This window comes from Paramagnetospirillum magneticum AMB-1, from assembly GCF_000009985.1.
Lineage (GTDB): Bacteria > Pseudomonadota > Alphaproteobacteria > Rhodospirillales > Magnetospirillaceae > Phaeospirillum > Phaeospirillum magneticum.
In genome coordinates this window covers 3,847,538-3,863,849 of sequence record NC_007626.1, presented here as the reverse complement: position 1 = coordinate 3,863,849, position 16,312 = coordinate 3,847,538, and the positions used below count along the sequence as shown (strand labels likewise).

Below are 16,312 nucleotides of genomic sequence, written 5' to 3'. Positions count from 1 at the left end.
CTTCCTAGACGTCGCGCAGGAAGGCGAGCTGGGTCCGGGCCAGGGTCCAGGTCAGCAGCGGGAACAGGGCCAGGGTCATCAGGTATTCGAACACCACCGGGGCGACGTCCAGCGGGCGCCCCTTGACGAAGGACAGCAGCATCCAGGCCATGCCGATGGCCCCGGCGGTCAGCAGGCTGAAGGCCCACCAGGTGACGGCGAAGGACTTGCCCAGGAAGAACTTGCGCTGGGAGGCGGCGGTGCCCTGAACCAGCAGCATGACCAGGGCGTTCACCCCCAGCGGCGTGCCGGCGACGATGTCGTAGAGCAGGCCGATGACGAAGGCCAGCCAGGCGGGCAGCAGGTCGGGGCGATAGATGGCCCAGTAATAGACCCCCATCAGCGGCAGCATGGGCGCGATGCCAGAAAAGCCGGGAATATGGGTGGGAATGGCGGTGAGCAGCAGCAGGAACACGGTGATGCCGAAGGGGACCAGATGGCGGACCCAGGTGTCCATCCTCACCCAGACGGAGGACTTCACTCCTCTTTCCCCCGGCGGCGGCGCTCCGGCGGCGGCGGCCGTTCGAAGGGCAGGATGCCGCCCAGGCCGAAATCGACGACGGAGACGAATTCCAGGCGGTGGCGCTGGACGAAGGGTTCGACCCGGATGATGCCGTCGGTCACCGAAGAGACCACGCCCACCGGAATACCCGGCGGGAAGGCGCCGCCCGACGCGGCGGTGACCACCCGGTCGCCCACGGCGATGGCCGGGCTGCCGGTAATGTAGTTCAGGCGCGGACGCTGGCTGTTGTCGCCGGTCAGGATGGCCCGGGTGCGGGTGGCTTCCAGCATCACCGGGGTGCGGGCGTTGATGTCGGTGATCAGCAGCAGGCGCGACGAACGGGCGCCGACCTCGGCCACGTGTCCGGCCAACGCCTCGCCGGTCAGAACGGTCTGGCCCTTGCGCACGCCATCCTTGGCGCCGGCGCCCAGCAGCATGCTCTGGCCGAAGGCCGAGCCCATGTCGCCGATCACCCGGGCGGTGACGAAGGCGGGGTCGGGATCGGGAATGAAGTTCAGCTGGTCGTGCAGGACGGTGTTCTCGGCCTCCAGGCGCCGGGCCACGGTCTGCCAGTGCATCAGCTTGAGATTCTCTTCCTTGAGGCGGGCGTTCTCGGTCCGGAGATTGGCCAGCTCGTGGACGTTCTCGGTGATCTGGGCGATGGTGGAGGCGGGCCGCGCCATGGCGTCCAAGATGGGGGCGAGGGCGTCGGCGACCAGGGCGCGGGTGCGCTCGATCAGCACGATATCGGCCTTGCCCAGGATCATCAGCGCCACCGAGGCGACGATCAGCGACATAAAGGCGAAGCGCTGGACCAGCAGCCTTAACGTCGCGAGCCGACCTGCCGCACCCGACTGCTTCACCGAACCCCTCCGTTGCGCCGCGCATCCCCGGCATGACGGGAAAGCGTCGGGTCGATACTACTATATCTAGTGATGGTAAAACCACTAATTAAGGCGGGTCAAACCCAAGATTTCCCGAGGCCCAAAACGGCGTCAGCCCGGATGGCGACATACGCTTCCGGGCTGACGGTTTTGGTCTTATGCCTCAAGCCCTAGTACATGCTGGTCAGCACGTTCTTCAGCTTGGGCATTTCTTCCAGGGCGCGGCCGGTGCCCAGCGCCACGCAGGACAGCGGATCATCGGCGATGGAGACCGGCAGGCCGGTGGCATGGCGCAGCACGTAATCCAGATTGGACAGCAGCGCGCCGCCGCCGGTGAGCACGATGCCCTTGTCGACGATGTCGGCGGCCAGTTCCGGGGCGGTGTGCTCCAGGGCGACCTTGACCGCCTCGATGATGGCACCCACCGGCTCGGCCAGGGATTCGGCGATCTGGCGCTCGGAGATGATCAGTTCCTTGGGCACGCCGTTCATCAGGTCGCGGCCCTTGATCTCCATGGTGCGGCCCTCGCCGTCCTCAGGGGGGCAGGCGGAACCGATTTCCTTCTTGATGCGCTCGGCCGAGCCTTCGCCCACCAGAAGGTTATGGTTGCGGCGGATATAGGCGATGATCGCCTCGTCCATCTTGTCGCCGCCGACGCGCACGCTGCGCGAATAGACGATGCCGCCCAGCGAGAGCACCGCCACCTCGGTGGTGCCGCCGCCGATGTCGACCACCATGGAGCCGGTGGGCTCGGTGACCGGCAGGCCGGCGCCGATGGCGGCCGCCATGGGCTCCTCGATCAGGAAGACGCGGCGGGCACCGGCGCTTTCCGCCGATTCCTGAATGGCGCGGCGCTCGACGGCGGTGGAGCCGGAGGGCACGCAGACGATGACCAGCGGGCTGGCGAAGGACCGGCGGTTATGCACCTTGCGGATGAAGTGCTTGATCATCTCCTCGGCCACTTCGAAGTCGGCGATGACGCCGTCGCGAAGGGGGCGGATGGCCTGGATGTAGCCCGGGGTGCGGCCCAGCATCATCTTGGCCTCGTCGCCCACGGCCAGAACCTTTTTCTTGCCCTTTTCCTCGGCGATGGCGACCACCGACGGCTCGTTGAGGACGATACCGCGGCCCTTGACGTAGACCAGGGTATTGGCCGTCCCAAGATCGATCGCCATATCGGCGGACATCCAACCCGTCAGCTTAGAAAACATAATCCCTCGCTCACCTTACGATGCGTCTTTGACAGTGACCCCGGCCGCGCGCGTGCTATATCACGCCCCGGCGGCGTCGGGGGCGGTTTTTTGCCGCTTAACCAGAAGTTTGTTCAACGCGTTGACATAGGCCCGCGCCGAGGCCACCAGGGTGTCGGTTTCGGCGCCCTGGCCGTTGACGGTCTTGCCGTCCTCTTCCAGCCGGACCGTGACTTCGGCCTGGGCGTCGGTTCCTTGGGTCACCGCGCTCACCTGATAGAGCTGCAGCCGCGCCTCGTGGGGGAACAGCGCCTTGATGGCGTTGAAGGTGGCATCGACGGGACCGTCGCCGGTGGCCCGCACGCCCTTGACCTCGCCATCCACCGACAGTTCCAGGGTGGCCGAGGGGGGCTGGTGCTTGGTGCCGCACAGCACCTCCAGCGACACCAGCTTGACCCGGTCGTTGCCGCGCACCACGGCGTCGTCCACCAGGGCGACGATGTCCTCGTCGAACACGTCCTTCTTGCGGTCGGCCAGATCCTTGAAGCGGGTGAAGGCATCCTCGATCGCGTTGTCGCCCAACTCGTAGCCCAGCTCCTTCAGCTTGGCCTTGAAGGCGGCGCGGCCCGAATGCTTGCCCATCACCAGGTTCGAGCGGTGCAGGCCCACGGATTCCGGGGTCATGATCTCGTAGGTCTGGGCGTGCTTGAGGACGCCGTCCTGATGGATGCCCGATTCGTGGGCGAAGGCGTTCTTGCCGACGATGGCCTTGTTGGGCTGGACCACGAAGCCGGTGATGGTCGAGACCAGCCGCGAGGCCCGGGTGATGTTCTCGGTCTTGATGCCGGTCTTGAAGGGCAGCAGGTCGGGGCGCGTGCGCAGCGCCATGACGATCTCTTCCATGGCGGCGTTGCCGGCGCGCTCGCCCAGGCCGTTGACCGTGCATTCGATCTGGCGGGCGCCCTTGCCCACGGCGGCCAGGGAATTGGCCACGGCCAGCCCCAGGTCGTTGTGGCAATGCACCGACAGGACGGCCTTGTCGATATTGGGGACGCGGTTGATCAACATGGCGATCAGGGCGGCGTATTCGTCGGGGACGGCATAGCCCACGGTGTCGGGGATGTTGATGGTGCGCGCGCCGGCCGCGATGGCGGCCTCGACGCAGCGGCACAGGAAGTCGTGCTCGGTGCGCGAGCCGTCCTCGGCCGACCATTCCACGTCGTCGGTCAGCTTGCGGGCATAGGCCACCGATTCGGCGACCTTTTCTAGCACCTTCTCCGGCTCCATCTGCAGCTTGTACTTCATGTGCAGCGGGCTGGTGGACAAGAAGGTGTGGATGCGGCCCCGCGCCGCCGGCCTGATGGCCTCGGCGCAGCGTTCGATATCGCCCTTGGTGGCCCGCGCCAGACCGCAGATCACCGACGTCTTCACCGCCTTGGCCACGGCCTCGACGGCTTCGAAATCGCCGTTGGAGGCGATGGGAAAGCCCGCCTCGATTACGTCGACGCCCATCTCCTCCAGCACCAGCGCGATGCGGACCTTTTCCTCCAGATTCATGGAGGCGCCGGGCGATTGCTCGCCGTCCCGCAGCGTGGTGTCGAAGATGATGACGCGGTTGTGATCCATGTACTCGCTCTTGCACTCTGGCGCGCCGCCGGACGGGCGCGGAACGGAAAAGAGGCGAGCACGGCCCGCCGGAAGCGGCCGGTGAAACATTATCGTGAAACCCGTTTCACCGCGCCTATAGGAAGGCCATTTCGCGGTGCGATGTCAACATCCATCGTGTGTCGGAATCGTGCGGATGGTCATGATTTTGCCGGGTGGTCCCCTCGGCCGCGGCCGCAGGGGGGGAGGGCCGGTGAAACGTTTCGGATCGGTTCCAGGAAGCCCTCCAGTCCACTGGCGCGACAGTGGAAAAATATGTGGTTCCTCTCACAGTCCTTACCCGACCAAATCGCTAAGCTGATTTCGGGATGGATGATTGCCACGATGGGTCTGGAGCCTTGATGTGATGCGTGCCGCCTCGATACAGCCTTCTGCCGCCCAGAGGACGCGACAGGCCCTCAACCGGACCCTGGCGGGGCCGGTGATGGACAAGCTGGCGAAACTGGTGCCCGAGCTCGCCTGGGTGCCACGTGGCCGCGAACTGGAGACGGCGCTGCGCGATTGCGATCTGCTGCACCGCTGCTTCATCGCCTTCCGCACCCACCGTGCCACCTTTCGGCCCCTGCTGGTGGATGGGCGGGGGCGCCCGGTGGACAATGACAACACGCCCCTGGCCTGTGGCCGCACCGTCAATCAGGTGATCGCCATGATCGTCCGCTCGGCGGCCAAACGCCACTTCCGCGCCCGCCTGGACGGCTTTCCCCCGGGGCGGGCCGAGCGGCTGCGCCGGCCCGAGGGCGTGGGCTGGGCGGGCATGCTCGCCTGGATGAACGGACGGTCGGAGGATGGCCGTGGCCGCAAGGACAAGACGGCCGGCGATCTGCTGTACAATGCCATCCGGCGCTATTTGCTCCATGACTGGCAGGTGCCGATCATTCCGCAATACGCCCGCATGACTCCGCCTGAGGTGCGGGCCCTGGGGTCGCGCATTCTCGACTTCCGTGACGCCGGCGATCTGGCCGCCTGGCTGGATGGCGGCGCCGAGGGCCGCGCCATGCCCAGCCAATGGGTGGTCGAGCCGGTGGCGCTGTCCCCCGAGCCCTTGCCGGAGCCGATGGACCTGCTTCCGGTCGCCGAGCTCCCGGTCGCCGCCCCCGTCGAGGGCGCCGCCGCTCTGCCCGGTGCCGCCCTGACCGGCGACGGCCGCTCGCGCCTCAGTCAGGTTCTGTCTAATGACGGTCGCCTAATCCGCATGGAAACGGTGGTGCCGCTGCTCACCACGCCGGAGTTGAAAGCGGCCCTGGGCCATCCGGGACGCGAGCAACTGCGCCGCGCCGCCCGGGCCCTGGCCGGGACCGGTTCGGGTACCGTGCGCCGTCTGGCGGTGGATTACGGCCTCGGCCCCGAGCAGATGACCGCCATGCTGGCCAAATCGGCCCTGCTGCTGCCGCCCGCCGTCTACGAGAAGATGTTCGGCCGCAAGGGGGAACTGCTGCTGATCCTGGCCCTGATCAGCCGCGCCAAGGCCGCCGGCCTGGACGCCGAAGCCTCCCCCGCCGCCTTCGCCGCCTTCATGGAGGAGCTGTTCGGACGCTTTGCGCGCTGAGCAGGTGGTAGAGCGGGGCCAGCCTGGCCAGACGCGAGGTCAGTTCAGCGGCGAGGTCGGGCGAAAAGAACAGTGGCTCCATGGGGCGCTCCCGGCGCAGATGGCCGCTTTTCAGGCCGAACCAGGGCTGTAGCGGGGCGGGCAGGCTGCCGTCCATCCCCTTGGGCAGGCGCGAGCGGCGATAGGCCTCGCCCTCCAGGACGAAACCGGCGTCCTCCGCCGCCGCCATGGCCTCGGCGAAAGGGGTGGGGCGGGCGGCGATGGCCGCTCTGATGGCGGTCATGGTGGCGGGGCTGGCGGCGTAAAATCCCATGCCATAGCGATAGCCGCCCGGTCCGAAGGCCAGGAAGAAGGCCGGGCGGTCCTGCCATCCTTCGCCGGCCCGGCGGAAGCTCATCCATTGCTTGACGCGGTAGGGCGACTTGTCGCGGGAGAAGCGGGTGTCGCGGCGGATGCGTGATACCGCCCCGCCCATGGGGTTGTCATCGAAGCGGGGATCGATCTCCAGCATGGCCGGGGCCACGGCCACGAACAGCCGGCGCAGCGGCGTCTGGATCAGGTCGCGGTAGTCGTCCTTGCGGGCGTTGAACCACGCGGTCTCGTTGTTGGCGGCAAGGTCGGCGAGGAAGGCGGGGGCCTGGGGCGAAAAGCCGGTGAACGCGGTCATGGGCGATCCTGCTTCCATAAAAAAGGCCCCGGCGGTTTCCCGTCGGGGCCTTCTCGAACGCTTGGGGGCGGGCCTTAGTTCTTGGCCTTGTCCACCAGCTTGTTCTTGGCGATCCAGGGCATCATGGCGCGCAGCTTCTCGCCGACGACTTCGATGCCGTGCTCGGCCTGGATGCGGCGGGTGGCCTTGAAGGACGGCTGACCGGCCTTGCATTCCAGCATCCAGTCGCGGACGAAGCGACCGGCCTGGATGTCTTCCAGGACGCGCTTCATCTCGGCCTTGGTCTCGTCGGTGATGATGCGCGGGCCGGTGACGTAATCGCCGTATTCCGCGGTGTTGGAGATGGAGTAGCGCATGTTGGCGATGCCGCCCTCATAGATGAGGTCGACGATCAGCTTCACCTCGTGCAGGCACTCGAAATAGGCCATCTCGGGGGCATAGCCCGCCTCGACCAGGGTCTCGAAGCCGTACTGGATCAGCTTGGTCAGGCCGCCGCACAGGACGACCTGCTCGCCGAACAGGTCGGTCTCGCACTCTTCGCGGAAGCTGGTCTCGATGATGCCCGAACGGCCGCCGCCGATGGCCGACGCGTAGGACAGGGCGATCTCGAGCGCGTTGCCCGAGGCGTTCTGAGCCACCGCCACCAGGCAAGGCACGCCGCCGCCCTTGACGTATTCGCCGCGCACGGTGTGGCCGGGGCCCTTGGGGGCGACCATGAACACGTCCAGGTCGGCGCGGGCTTCGATCAGCTTGAAGTGGATGTTCAGGCCGTGGGCGAACACCAGGGACGCGCCCTGCTTCATGTTGGCGGCCAGGTCGTTGTAGTACAGGTCGGCCTGCAGCTCGTCCGGGGTGAGGATCATCACCACGTCGCCCCACTTGGCGGCGTCGGCCGGGGTCATGACCTTGAGGCCCTCGCCTTCGGCCTTCTTGGCGGTGGCGGAGCCGGCGCGCAGCGCCACGGCCACGTCCTTGACGCCGGAATCGCGCAGGTTCAGGGCGTGGGCATGGCCCTGGGAGCCGTAGCCAACGACCACGACCTTCTTGCCCTTGATCAGATTAACGTCGGCATCCCGATCGTAATAAACGCGCATGAGAGGTTCCTTTCGACAGGCGGAGACGGGTCCGCGCAAATTCTGGCGGGCTTTCTAAATCGGATTCGGTCCGCGTGCAATGGCGACGACGCCGGTGCGCGAAACATCCGTCAGTCCCAGGGGCTCCATCAGCTTGATGAAGGCGTCCACCTTGTCGGTGGCGCCCACCACTTCGAAGACGAAGCTTTCGTTGGTGGAATCGATGGCGCGCGCCCGGAAGATGTCGGCGATGCGCAAGCTTTCCACCCGCTTGTCGCCGGTGGCGGCCACCTTGACCAGGGCCAGTTCGCGCGACACGTGCGGCCCCTCGATGGTCAGGTCGTGCACCTTGTAGACCGGCACCAGGCGACGCAGCTGGTTCTTGATCTGCTCGATGATCATGGCGGTGCCGCTGGTCACGATGGTGATGCGCGACAGCTTTTCGCCGGCATCCACCTCGGCCACGGTCAGGCTTTCGATGTTGTAGCCGCGGCCCGAGAACAGGCCGACGACGCGGGCCAGCACGCCGGACTCGTTGTCCACCAGGACGGCGATGGTGTGGCGGTTGATTTCCTGCTTCGCGATGGTCACTTGCCTTCCCCCCTTACACCAGAACCATGCCGTCTTGTTCCGAGCCCGGCTTGTCGCGGCCCTTATCCTCCGGCCCCAGCACCATTTCGTTATGGGCCATGCCGGGCATGATCATGGGGAACACGTTTTCCGAGGCATCGGTGCGCAGTTCCAGGATCACCGGGCGATCCACGGCGATCATCTCCTTGATGGCGCCGTCCACCTCGCCCGGCTTGTCGGCGCGCAGGCCGACGGCGCCGAAGGCCTCGGCCAGCTTGACGAAGTCGGGGTGATGAATCATGTGGCTTTCGGAATAGCGGCCGCCGTGGATCAGTTCCTGCCACTGGCGGACCATGCCGAGATACTGGTTGTTGAGGATGACGATCTTCACCGGCAGGCGATGCTGCACCAGGGTGGCCATCTCCTGAATGTTCATCTGGATGGAGGCCTCGCCGGCGATGTTGATGACCAGCGCCTCCGGATGGGCCATCTGCACGCCCATGGCGGACGGCAGGCCATAGCCCATGGTGCCCAGGCCGCCCGAGGTCAGCCAGTGCAGCGGCAGGTCGAACTTCAGGTGCTGGGCCGCCCACATCTGATGCTGGCCCACCTCTGTGCAGAAGTAGGGATTGCGGTGACGGGTCATCTCGTAGAGACGCTGGATGGCGTATTGCGGCTTGATGATCTTGTTGGAGTTCTCAAAGGACAGGCAATCGGCGCCCCGCCACTGGTCGATCTTGGCCCACCAGGCCTTCAGCGCCTTGTCGTCGACGCGCGACTGCTTGGCCTTCCACACCTTGATCATGTCTTCCAGCACGTGGGCGCAGTCGCCGACGATGGGCAGGTCGACCGCCACGTTCTTGTTGATGGAGCTGGGGTCGATGTCCACGTGGATCTTCTTGGACTTCGGCGAGAAGCCGTCCAGCTTGCCGGTGACGCGGTCGTCGAAACGGGCGCCGATATTGATCATCAGATCGCAATCGTGCATGGCCATGTTGGCCTCGACCGTGCCGTGCATGCCCAGCATGCCCAGGAACAGCGGGTCCGATCCCGGGAAGGCGCCCAGACCCATCAGGGTCAGCGTGCAGGGATAGCCGGTCATGCGCACGAACTGGGTCAGCAGCTGACAGGCCGCCGGGCCGGAATTCACCACGCCGCCCCCCACGTAGAAGATGGGCTTCTTGGCATGGGCGATCATCTCGATGGCCTTCTCGATGGCCTTGAGGTCGCCCTTCACCTGGGGCTTGTACTTGGACTTCAGCTTGGACGGCGGCTGGTATTCGCCCTTGGCCTGGACCACGTCCTTGGGCAGGTCGACCAGCACGGGGCCGGGGCGGCCCGAGCGGGCCACGTGGAAGGCCTCGTGCACGGTGCGCGCCAGATCGGCCACGTCCTTGACCAGATAATTGTGCTTGGTGCACGGCCGGGTGATGCCGGTGATGTCGGCTTCCTGGAAGGCGTCGTTGCCGATCAGGTGGGTGGGCACCTGGCCGGTGAGGCAGACCAGCGGCACCGAATCGCACTGGGCGTCGGCCAGGCCGGTCACCGCGTTGGTGGCGCCGGGGCCAGAAGTCACCAGCACGCAGCCCACCTTGCCGGTGGAGCGGGCATAGCCCTCGGCCGCATGCACGGCGGCCTGTTCGTGACGGACCAGCACGTGGCGCAGGCGGTTCTGCTTGAACAGCTCGTCATAGATGGGCAGTACGGCGCCGCCGGGATACCCGAAAATGACCTCTACGCCCTGGTCGACCAAGGCCTTGAGGAGGATTTCCGCTCCGGTCAACGTATCGTGATGCACCATCTCAGCACCTTATCCTTCATGTCGTTGTCACCCTGCCGTCTGGAAGAAAGGCAGGGGCGCGCGCTGCTGCACTGCGGCGCGGGGGCACAACCTAGCCCCATGTTACGGGGCGGTCAAGAGGTGTTGGCGAATTTTCAGAAAGATTGTGGCTATTAAACTTTCCGAAAGTTGCTCCGAGGCGGTCAAGGACGCCATCATCTGATGGCGAAACCAGGTGCCCTGGCGTTTGGCATAGTTGCGGGTGGCCTGGCAGGCGGCGGCGATGGCGGTATCCAGGTCCGTCTCGCCGGCCAGATGGGCGGCCAGTTCGCGCCGCCCCAGGGCCTTTTGGATGGGCAGGTCGGGGGGAAGGCGCAGGGCCTCGAAATCCCGGACCTCGTCCAGGGCTCCCGCCGTCACCATGGCGCGGAAGCGGGATTCGCACTGGGCGTAGAGGCGGGGGCGCTCGGGGTCGAGGACCAGGCTGAACCAGCGGGCTTCGACGGCGCCCTCGCGCGGCTCGTCCTGCCACTCGGCCAGGGAACGGCCGGTGGCCGTCACCACCTCCCAGGCCCGCGCCAGACGTTGGGAGTTGCCCGAATCCAGGCGCTCGGCCATCAGCGGATCGTGCTTGGCCAGACGGTTGTGAAAGGCGGCGTTGCCCATCTCGGCCAGCAGGGTGCGGGCCTCGGCGCGGATGGACTCGGGGATCTCGGGAATGGGCGACAGCCCCTCCATCACCGCCTTGAGGTACAGCCCGGTGCCGCCGGTCAGGATGGGCAGCATCCCCGCCTGCCAGGCCGCCGCCATCTCCATTGCCGCCATGTCGCGCCAGCGCGCCGCCGAGCACAGTTCGGTGGGCGGCAGCACGGCGTAAAGCCGGTGCGGCGCCAGCGCCATGTCCCCGGGCGCCGGGCGGGCGGTCAGCAGCGGCAGGGCATCGGTGACCTGCATGGAATCGGCGTTGATCACCACGCCGCCGAACTCGCGGGCGATCCTGACGGCAAGGCCCGACTTGCCCGAGGCGGTGGGGCCGGCGATGACCACGGCGGGTGTCGATGTCGACGTCATTCTCTCCAACCCCTGGCCAGACTCCACGCCACGATAGCGAATGCCGCCGACCATAGGGCCATGGCGGTGGGAATCAACAGGTGAGGAGCCAGGGAACCCGCCGCACGCAGATCGGCGGAACAGACCAGCAGGATGGCGGCGGCGATGCCGGCGCGGGGCCACTGGCCGACCCGGCGCTCGCGGATGGCGTCGATGCGCAGCATCATGGCCGCGGTCACCACTCCCATGCCGCCGATGGTGGCCAGATGCAGGGCGTCGGTGGACGGCCCGATGCCCAGCCAGTCCGAGGCGGCGGCGGCGATCAGCCCCAGGGCCAGCAGCCCATGGCCCACCTGGATCGGCCCCAGCGAGAGGTCGGAAAGGGCCAGGATCGGCCGCCAACGGGCCTGACGCCACAACCCGGCGGCTCCGGCCAGGGCCATGGCGCCGACGGTGGGCAGCCCCAGGGCCTGGATCAGCGCCTCGGCGGCCATGCCGATCACGCACAGCCATTCCAGCCAGGGCCGGTTGCGGTCGAACAACTCGCGAGCCTCCTCCTTGCGCACCAGTCCGGCCATGCCGGCGGGGATCACCCGTCCGCCCATGACCAGGATCATCAGCGCCACCAGGCAGAAGGCGGTCATGGCGCCCCGGCGCTCGCCGCCCTCGATCATTCCCATGCGTCCGGCCTGATACAGGGCTTCGGCGACGGCGAAGGCGGCGATGGCGGGGGCGAAGACCATGTTGTGTCCCAGCTTGGCGGCCTTGAGGAAGGGCCAGCCGCCGAAGGCGAACAGCAGGACGGGGTAGGCCAGGGACAGGGCCAGCCCCGCCTCGCCCCCCAAGCCGGCCCAGGCGGCGATGCGGGCCGCTCCCCAGGCCAGTAGGGCCAGGATCAGCCGGGGGCGGGTGACCTTGGTGAACAGGTAGCCGCCCAGCACCGCGGCGGCGAAGCCCAGCAGCATTTCGTGGGCGTGCCGCGCCACCGGGTCGCAGGTGCCGCAGCCGGGCAGCCAGCCGGCCCATTCCGCCACCCACAGGGGGACGGAGAGGGCGGCATAGAGGCTGGCGGCCAGGAAGAACGGGCGGTGGGCCTTGGGAAAGCGGCCCGAGCGGGGCAGGGGAGCGGCGGCCCCGGTCATGCGGAATTCCCTATTTCCAGGCGGGGATCGGACCCAAGGCCCGCATCCACTCCTCGGCCGCCTTGGGGTGCGGGTCGCGGAAGCCCTGGCTGGCCAGGCGGGCCAAAGCGGGCGAGGCCAGCAATTCATCCAGGGGCTTTTTCAGGCACTGGGCATAGCTTGGCGGCAGGTCGACGGCGTAATCGACCTTCATGGGCGAATCCCAGCGGGCGACGAAGTTGCCCAGCGGCTGGCCGTCGGCGGTCCAGACGTCGAAGCCGCAGCCGATCTTGAACACGCCATCCAGCTTGCTCCATCCGGGGCGGCCGGTGAGGCGCACGACGATCTGGGGACGGATGGTGGGGTCGTTGATCTCCACCAGCCGGAAGCCCTTGGCCAGCAGGGTCTGGGCGGTCTCGGCCAGGATGCGGCCGTCCTGGACCTTGGTTTCCTCGGATTGGTAGCGGGTGAGCTGGATGGTGAGCTTACGCTGCAGGTCCTTGTCGCCCATGAAGATCATGACGCGGGCGTTGAAGGGCAAGGCGACGCCGGGCACCGGCGCGGGGTCGATCTGGGCGGCGGGCGGCAGGCCCGACGTGCAGCCGGCCAGCAGCAGCGCCCCCAGGGCGAGTCCCATCCAATTGCGTCCGGCCATGGTCATGATCCTCGCTTCTAGTTGATGGACGACAGGCCCTTGGCCTTTACCCGCTTCTGCCACTCGCCCATGAAGGTCTGGAAGTCCTGGACCTGCTTGATCTTCTCGCCCAGGCGGCGGTAATCGATGATGCCGCGCTCGGGCTCGCTGGTCAGCAGGTCGAAGGGCTCCTTCCACTCGGTCTTGGCCATCAGCGGGCCGAAATTGCGCCGCAGGCGGGTCAGGCCGCGCTCGTCCTTGGCCAGGGTCATGGCGGTGGCGGTGTCGAGCAGGCGGCGGGCGGTGGCGGGGTCCAGCGGGCGGTTGCCGATGGGCTTCTGGATGGTTGATTCCAGGGCGGCGGCGGCCTCGGGCCAGCGCTTCAGCTTCCAGTTGATGTCGCCGCGCAGCCGGTTGGCGTCCTCGCTCTGGTCGTTGATGATCAGGGCCAGCGCCTCGGCCGAGCGGCCGAGATCGGTCAGGGCCTGCACCCGGATATAGCGGCGCTGGGCGGCCAGATCCACGGGGATTTCCGGTGCCTCGCTGGCTTCCAGCGCTTCCAGCGCCAGGCCGGGCTTGCGGTCCGACAGGTTCAGGAAGGCAAGGCGGGTGCCGACCCGGGCCTTATCCAGGCCCGACAGGCGGAACTCCACCTGATGGCGCAGCAACTCGCCGGCGCGCTCGAGAAGGTCGACACCGGCCAGACGGTCGGCCAGGCGGCGGATCATCTCGTCACCCTTGGTCCCCGATGGGGTCAGCTCCTGGAACTCGTCGTAGAGGCCGATGGCCACCACGGGGGAAAGCTTGTCGGCCTCGCCCACCAGGAACAGGCGGTTGAAGGTGTCGCTCATTTCCTCCTGGACCTGCCCGATCTCGGGGTGGTCGGCATAGTTGGTGACCAGGGAGTGCATGGAGCGCAGTCCCTCGCCATAGCGGCCGGCGGCGATCTGCAATTGGCCCAGGCGCCGCAGCAGCTGGAACTCGAAATCCTCGCCGCGCCAGGCAAAGCGCAGCTTTTCCAGGTCGCGGATGGCCTCGGCCGGACTCATCTTGTTCAGCTTGAGCATCAACTCGACCCGATCGCGGGCGGCATAGGCGCGGTCGGGGCGGCTCTCGCTGGCCTCGGCGTCGCGGTAGCGCGAGATGGCGGTGTCCCATTGCTTGCCCGCCTGGGCGGCCATGCCCGAGAGATAGGCCAGCTTGCCCACGTCGCGCTTGGACAGGCCGGGACCCATCATGGCATCGACGATGCGGGCGGCGCCCTTGGAATCGCCGGCCTTGGCCACGGTCCTGGCGGCGATCTCGCCGATGGAGATGCGCAGATTGCGCGGCCAGCCCTTGATGTCTTCGGGGGCCAGGCGCAGCACCAGGGCATTCTTGCCGGGGTCGGGCAGCGAGCGGGCCTGGGCGGCGGCCAGGAACAGCTGAACCTTGGCGTCCCCCTTCAGCGCCGGCGTGGACAAATCGATGATGGCGTCGGCATCGCGCCCCATCAGGAAGCTGGCGGCGCCGCGCACCGCCCGGTAAGGCGGGGTGTCGACGATCAGCGGGTCCACGGCGGCCATGACGCGCAACTCGCCCAGGGCCTCGGCCCCGAAGCCGTTGGCGAGATAATGCCGGGCGATTTCCATGCGCTGGGCGTTCTTCTCGTCGGGGCGCACATGGGCCAGACGGCTGATCAGCTTGCGGTGGTCGTCCACGAACTTGTCGTTGCCGCCGCGCAGCCACTTGGAGATGTCCAGCGGCCCGGTGGACATCACGTCGGCGCCCATATTGCCGTCGGTGGCCACCTTGCCCCCCGACGGACCCTCGGCGGCGATCATGGGCGATAGATACAGGCCGCCGGGCTGGGTGATTTCCACCTGGTCGCGGTTGGTGTCCAGGCGCACCGTATCGGCATGGGGAATCATGGCGATGCCCTGGGCGGTGGGCAGCAATTCGGCCCCCGGATATTCGCGCCCCGTCCGCACGCCGGCGCCGATGGCGGGGACGCTCACCACCTGAATGATGTCGCCCACTTCCGGATCGCGCAGCATCATGGGAGCCGAGCCGTCCGAGGCCTTGATCACCACCCGTCCCCGCTCTTGGAAATCCAGTTGGGGGGCGATGTCGAATCCGGCCTTGGGGGCGATGGGCTGCTCGTGGATGTCCAGCACCCAAAGCTGGCCCTCCTTGCGCACCGACGGATTGAAGCCCGGCCGGGTGATCATGCGCACGGCGGTGCCCTTGAAGCCCTGGACCTGCTCCACATGCATCACCACGTCGCCGCCGGTGCGCTTCAACAGCTTGGTGTCCATCTCGGCCTTGAGGTCGAAGACCGCCCACAGCCAGCCGGCGCGGCGGAACACGGCGGCGCCGGCCGGCTTGTCGAAGGCGAAGCCCAGGCTGACCACCTTGCCGGTGGGGGCGGGGCGGATGTCGTCGCCCGGGCGGGCGGCGGCCTCGCCCTCGGCCGGGGATGCGGCGGCGGCGGGCGGCTTGCCGTTGCCGGGGGCGGGGCCGGGAGGCGGAGCCTTGGCCTCGGCCGGCGGCAGGCCCTGCTGGTCCAGGGGCTTCAGGGCCGGCGGCTGCTCCTCGGTGCCGGGAGCGGGGGCCAGGGGCGGGGCGGCGGCGCCGTTGGCGCGCGGGGGCGGCGGGGCTCCCGCCGGGCGGACCAGATCCACGGCGATGCGCGGGCCGCTGGTGAAATGGCGCACCCGCATGCCGGTGGGCAACGACAGGATCACCGAGGTGCCCTTGCCGTTGGCCTTGGCCTCGAGAAAGCCCACGTCGGGGGGCAGCGCCGCCCGCAGCGAGGTGGCGTTGACATTGGCCGGGCGGTCGAAATTGATGGAGACGGTATTGCCCGCCTCATCCACGGAATAGCCCACCGGCTTGGGCCAGTCGAACACCAGCCGGTTGAAGCCGGTATGTTCGCCGCCCCGCACCATCAGGTCGGTGGCGGGGCCTTGTGGCTTGGGCGTCTCGGCGGGCTTGGCGGGTTCGGGAGCTTTCACCGGCTCCGGGGGCTTGGCCTTGGCCGTTTCCGGGGCCTTGGCCGTCTCCGGTGGCTTGGTCGGAGAGGCGGGTGCCTCGGCCGGGGGAAGGGCGGGGGCCTCGGCCGGCGGAAGGGCCTGCTCGGCCGGCGGCGGGGCCGAGGACGAGGTGGTGGCCTTGGTTTCCGACAGGTCGACCACCACGGAATTGGTGCCGGTCTGAAAGCTCTTGACCTGGACGGGGACGGCCAGCGGGAAGGTGGCCATCTTGCGGTCGGGGCTGAGCGTCACCCCTTTCAGATACTTGGCCAGGGGCTTTAGCACCACCTTGGGGTCGCCGGAAATGGGCCGATCGAAGCGGACGATGAGCTGGCTGTTGACCGTCTCCGCCGAGAATTTCACCGGGGCGTCCCAGTCGAACACCATACGGCCGAAGCCGTCATGCTCGGCGGCACGCGGCGAGGTCTGGGCCACCACGCCGGCGGCGGGGCCCATGATCAGGGTGATCAGCAGCAACAGGAAGGCGAGCGGCAAGCCGATCAACCGACGACGGGAATCGTTCGCGCCCACGGGCGCTTTCTCTGGCCGTCCGGTTGTGGCTTGCTCGGCAGCCTTC

13 protein-coding genes are annotated in these 16,312 nt (G+C 67.7%); 1 reads left to right on the top strand and 12 read right to left on the bottom strand.

What is annotated here, in order from left to right:
* Positions 1 to 4: 4 nt before the first annotated feature.
* The 4 genes from mreD to AMB_RS17765 all read right to left on the bottom strand — a co-directional run bounded on the left by mreD (position 5) and on the right by AMB_RS17765 (position 4,241).
* Positions 5 to 520, bottom strand: a complete 516-nt coding sequence (mreD, locus tag AMB_RS17780) for a rod shape-determining protein MreD (protein ID WP_011385874.1) — start codon at positions 518 to 520, stop codon at positions 5 to 7.
* Complete coding sequence (gene mreC, locus AMB_RS17775) at positions 517 to 1,404, bottom strand: rod shape-determining protein MreC (protein WP_011385873.1); 888 nt, start codon at positions 1,402 to 1,404, stop codon at positions 517 to 519. Before mreC ends, mreD begins: the two co-directional genes overlap by 4 nt.
* A 191-nt stretch (positions 1,405 to 1,595) precedes the next feature.
* Complete coding sequence (locus AMB_RS17770; protein WP_008618978.1) at positions 1,596 to 2,636, bottom strand: rod shape-determining protein; 1,041 nt, start codon at positions 2,634 to 2,636, stop codon at positions 1,596 to 1,598.
* 60 nt (positions 2,637 to 2,696) lie between these two features.
* On the bottom strand, positions 2,697 to 4,241 hold the full coding sequence (locus AMB_RS17765; protein ID WP_043745065.1) for a 2-isopropylmalate synthase: 1,545 nt from the start codon (positions 4,239 to 4,241) through the stop codon (positions 2,697 to 2,699).
* A gap of 385 nt (positions 4,242 to 4,626) precedes the next feature.
* On the opposite strand from AMB_RS17765, the gene AMB_RS17760 reads away from it, so the two are divergent.
* Positions 4,627 to 5,826, top strand: coding sequence for a hypothetical protein (locus tag AMB_RS17760; protein ID WP_043745063.1), 1,200 nt, complete (start codon positions 4,627 to 4,629; stop codon positions 5,824 to 5,826).
* Here the strand turns inward: AMB_RS17760 and AMB_RS17755 are convergent.
* The 8 genes from AMB_RS17755 to AMB_RS17720 all read right to left on the bottom strand — a co-directional run bounded on the left by AMB_RS17755 (position 5,792) and on the right by AMB_RS17720 (position 16,266).
* On the bottom strand, positions 5,792 to 6,493 hold the full coding sequence (locus tag AMB_RS17755; protein ID WP_148207476.1) for a DUF2461 domain-containing protein: 702 nt from the start codon (positions 6,491 to 6,493) through the stop codon (positions 5,792 to 5,794). The genes AMB_RS17760 and AMB_RS17755 overlap by 35 nt on opposite strands.
* Before the next feature lie 74 nt (positions 6,494 to 6,567).
* A complete protein-coding gene (gene ilvC / locus AMB_RS17750; protein WP_011385869.1) occupies positions 6,568 to 7,587 on the bottom strand; it encodes a ketol-acid reductoisomerase in 1,020 nt (339 codons plus the stop codon).
* A 54-nt stretch (positions 7,588 to 7,641) separates the two neighbouring features.
* On the bottom strand, positions 7,642 to 8,157 hold the full coding sequence (ilvN, locus tag AMB_RS17745) for an acetolactate synthase small subunit (protein ID WP_011385868.1): 516 nt from the start codon (positions 8,155 to 8,157) through the stop codon (positions 7,642 to 7,644).
* Positions 8,158 to 8,170: 13 nt separating this feature from the next.
* Positions 8,171 to 9,937, bottom strand: a complete 1,767-nt coding sequence (locus tag AMB_RS17740; protein WP_011385867.1) for an acetolactate synthase 3 large subunit — start codon at positions 9,935 to 9,937, stop codon at positions 8,171 to 8,173.
* Positions 9,938 to 10,039: 102 nt separating this feature from the next.
* The gene (gene miaA / locus AMB_RS17735) at positions 10,040 to 10,987 is read right to left on the bottom strand and encodes a tRNA (adenosine(37)-N6)-dimethylallyltransferase MiaA (protein WP_011385866.1); all 948 of its coding nucleotides are present in this window, start codon (positions 10,985 to 10,987) and stop codon (positions 10,040 to 10,042) included.
* The gene (locus AMB_RS17730; protein WP_011385865.1) at positions 10,984 to 12,108 is read right to left on the bottom strand and encodes an NnrS family protein; all 1,125 of its coding nucleotides are present in this window, start codon (positions 12,106 to 12,108) and stop codon (positions 10,984 to 10,986) included. The genes miaA and AMB_RS17730 overlap by 4 nt, the downstream gene beginning before the upstream one ends.
* Positions 12,109 to 12,118: 10 nt before the next feature.
* Positions 12,119 to 12,742: a hypothetical protein gene (locus AMB_RS17725; protein ID WP_231848881.1), complete on the bottom strand. Its 624-nt coding sequence runs from the start codon at positions 12,740 to 12,742 to the stop codon at positions 12,119 to 12,121.
* Positions 12,743 to 12,759: 17 nt separating this feature from the next.
* On the bottom strand, positions 12,760 to 16,266 hold the full coding sequence (locus AMB_RS17720) for a tetratricopeptide repeat protein (protein ID WP_148207475.1): 3,507 nt from the start codon (positions 16,264 to 16,266) through the stop codon (positions 12,760 to 12,762).
* Positions 16,267 to 16,312 lie beyond the last annotated feature (46 nt).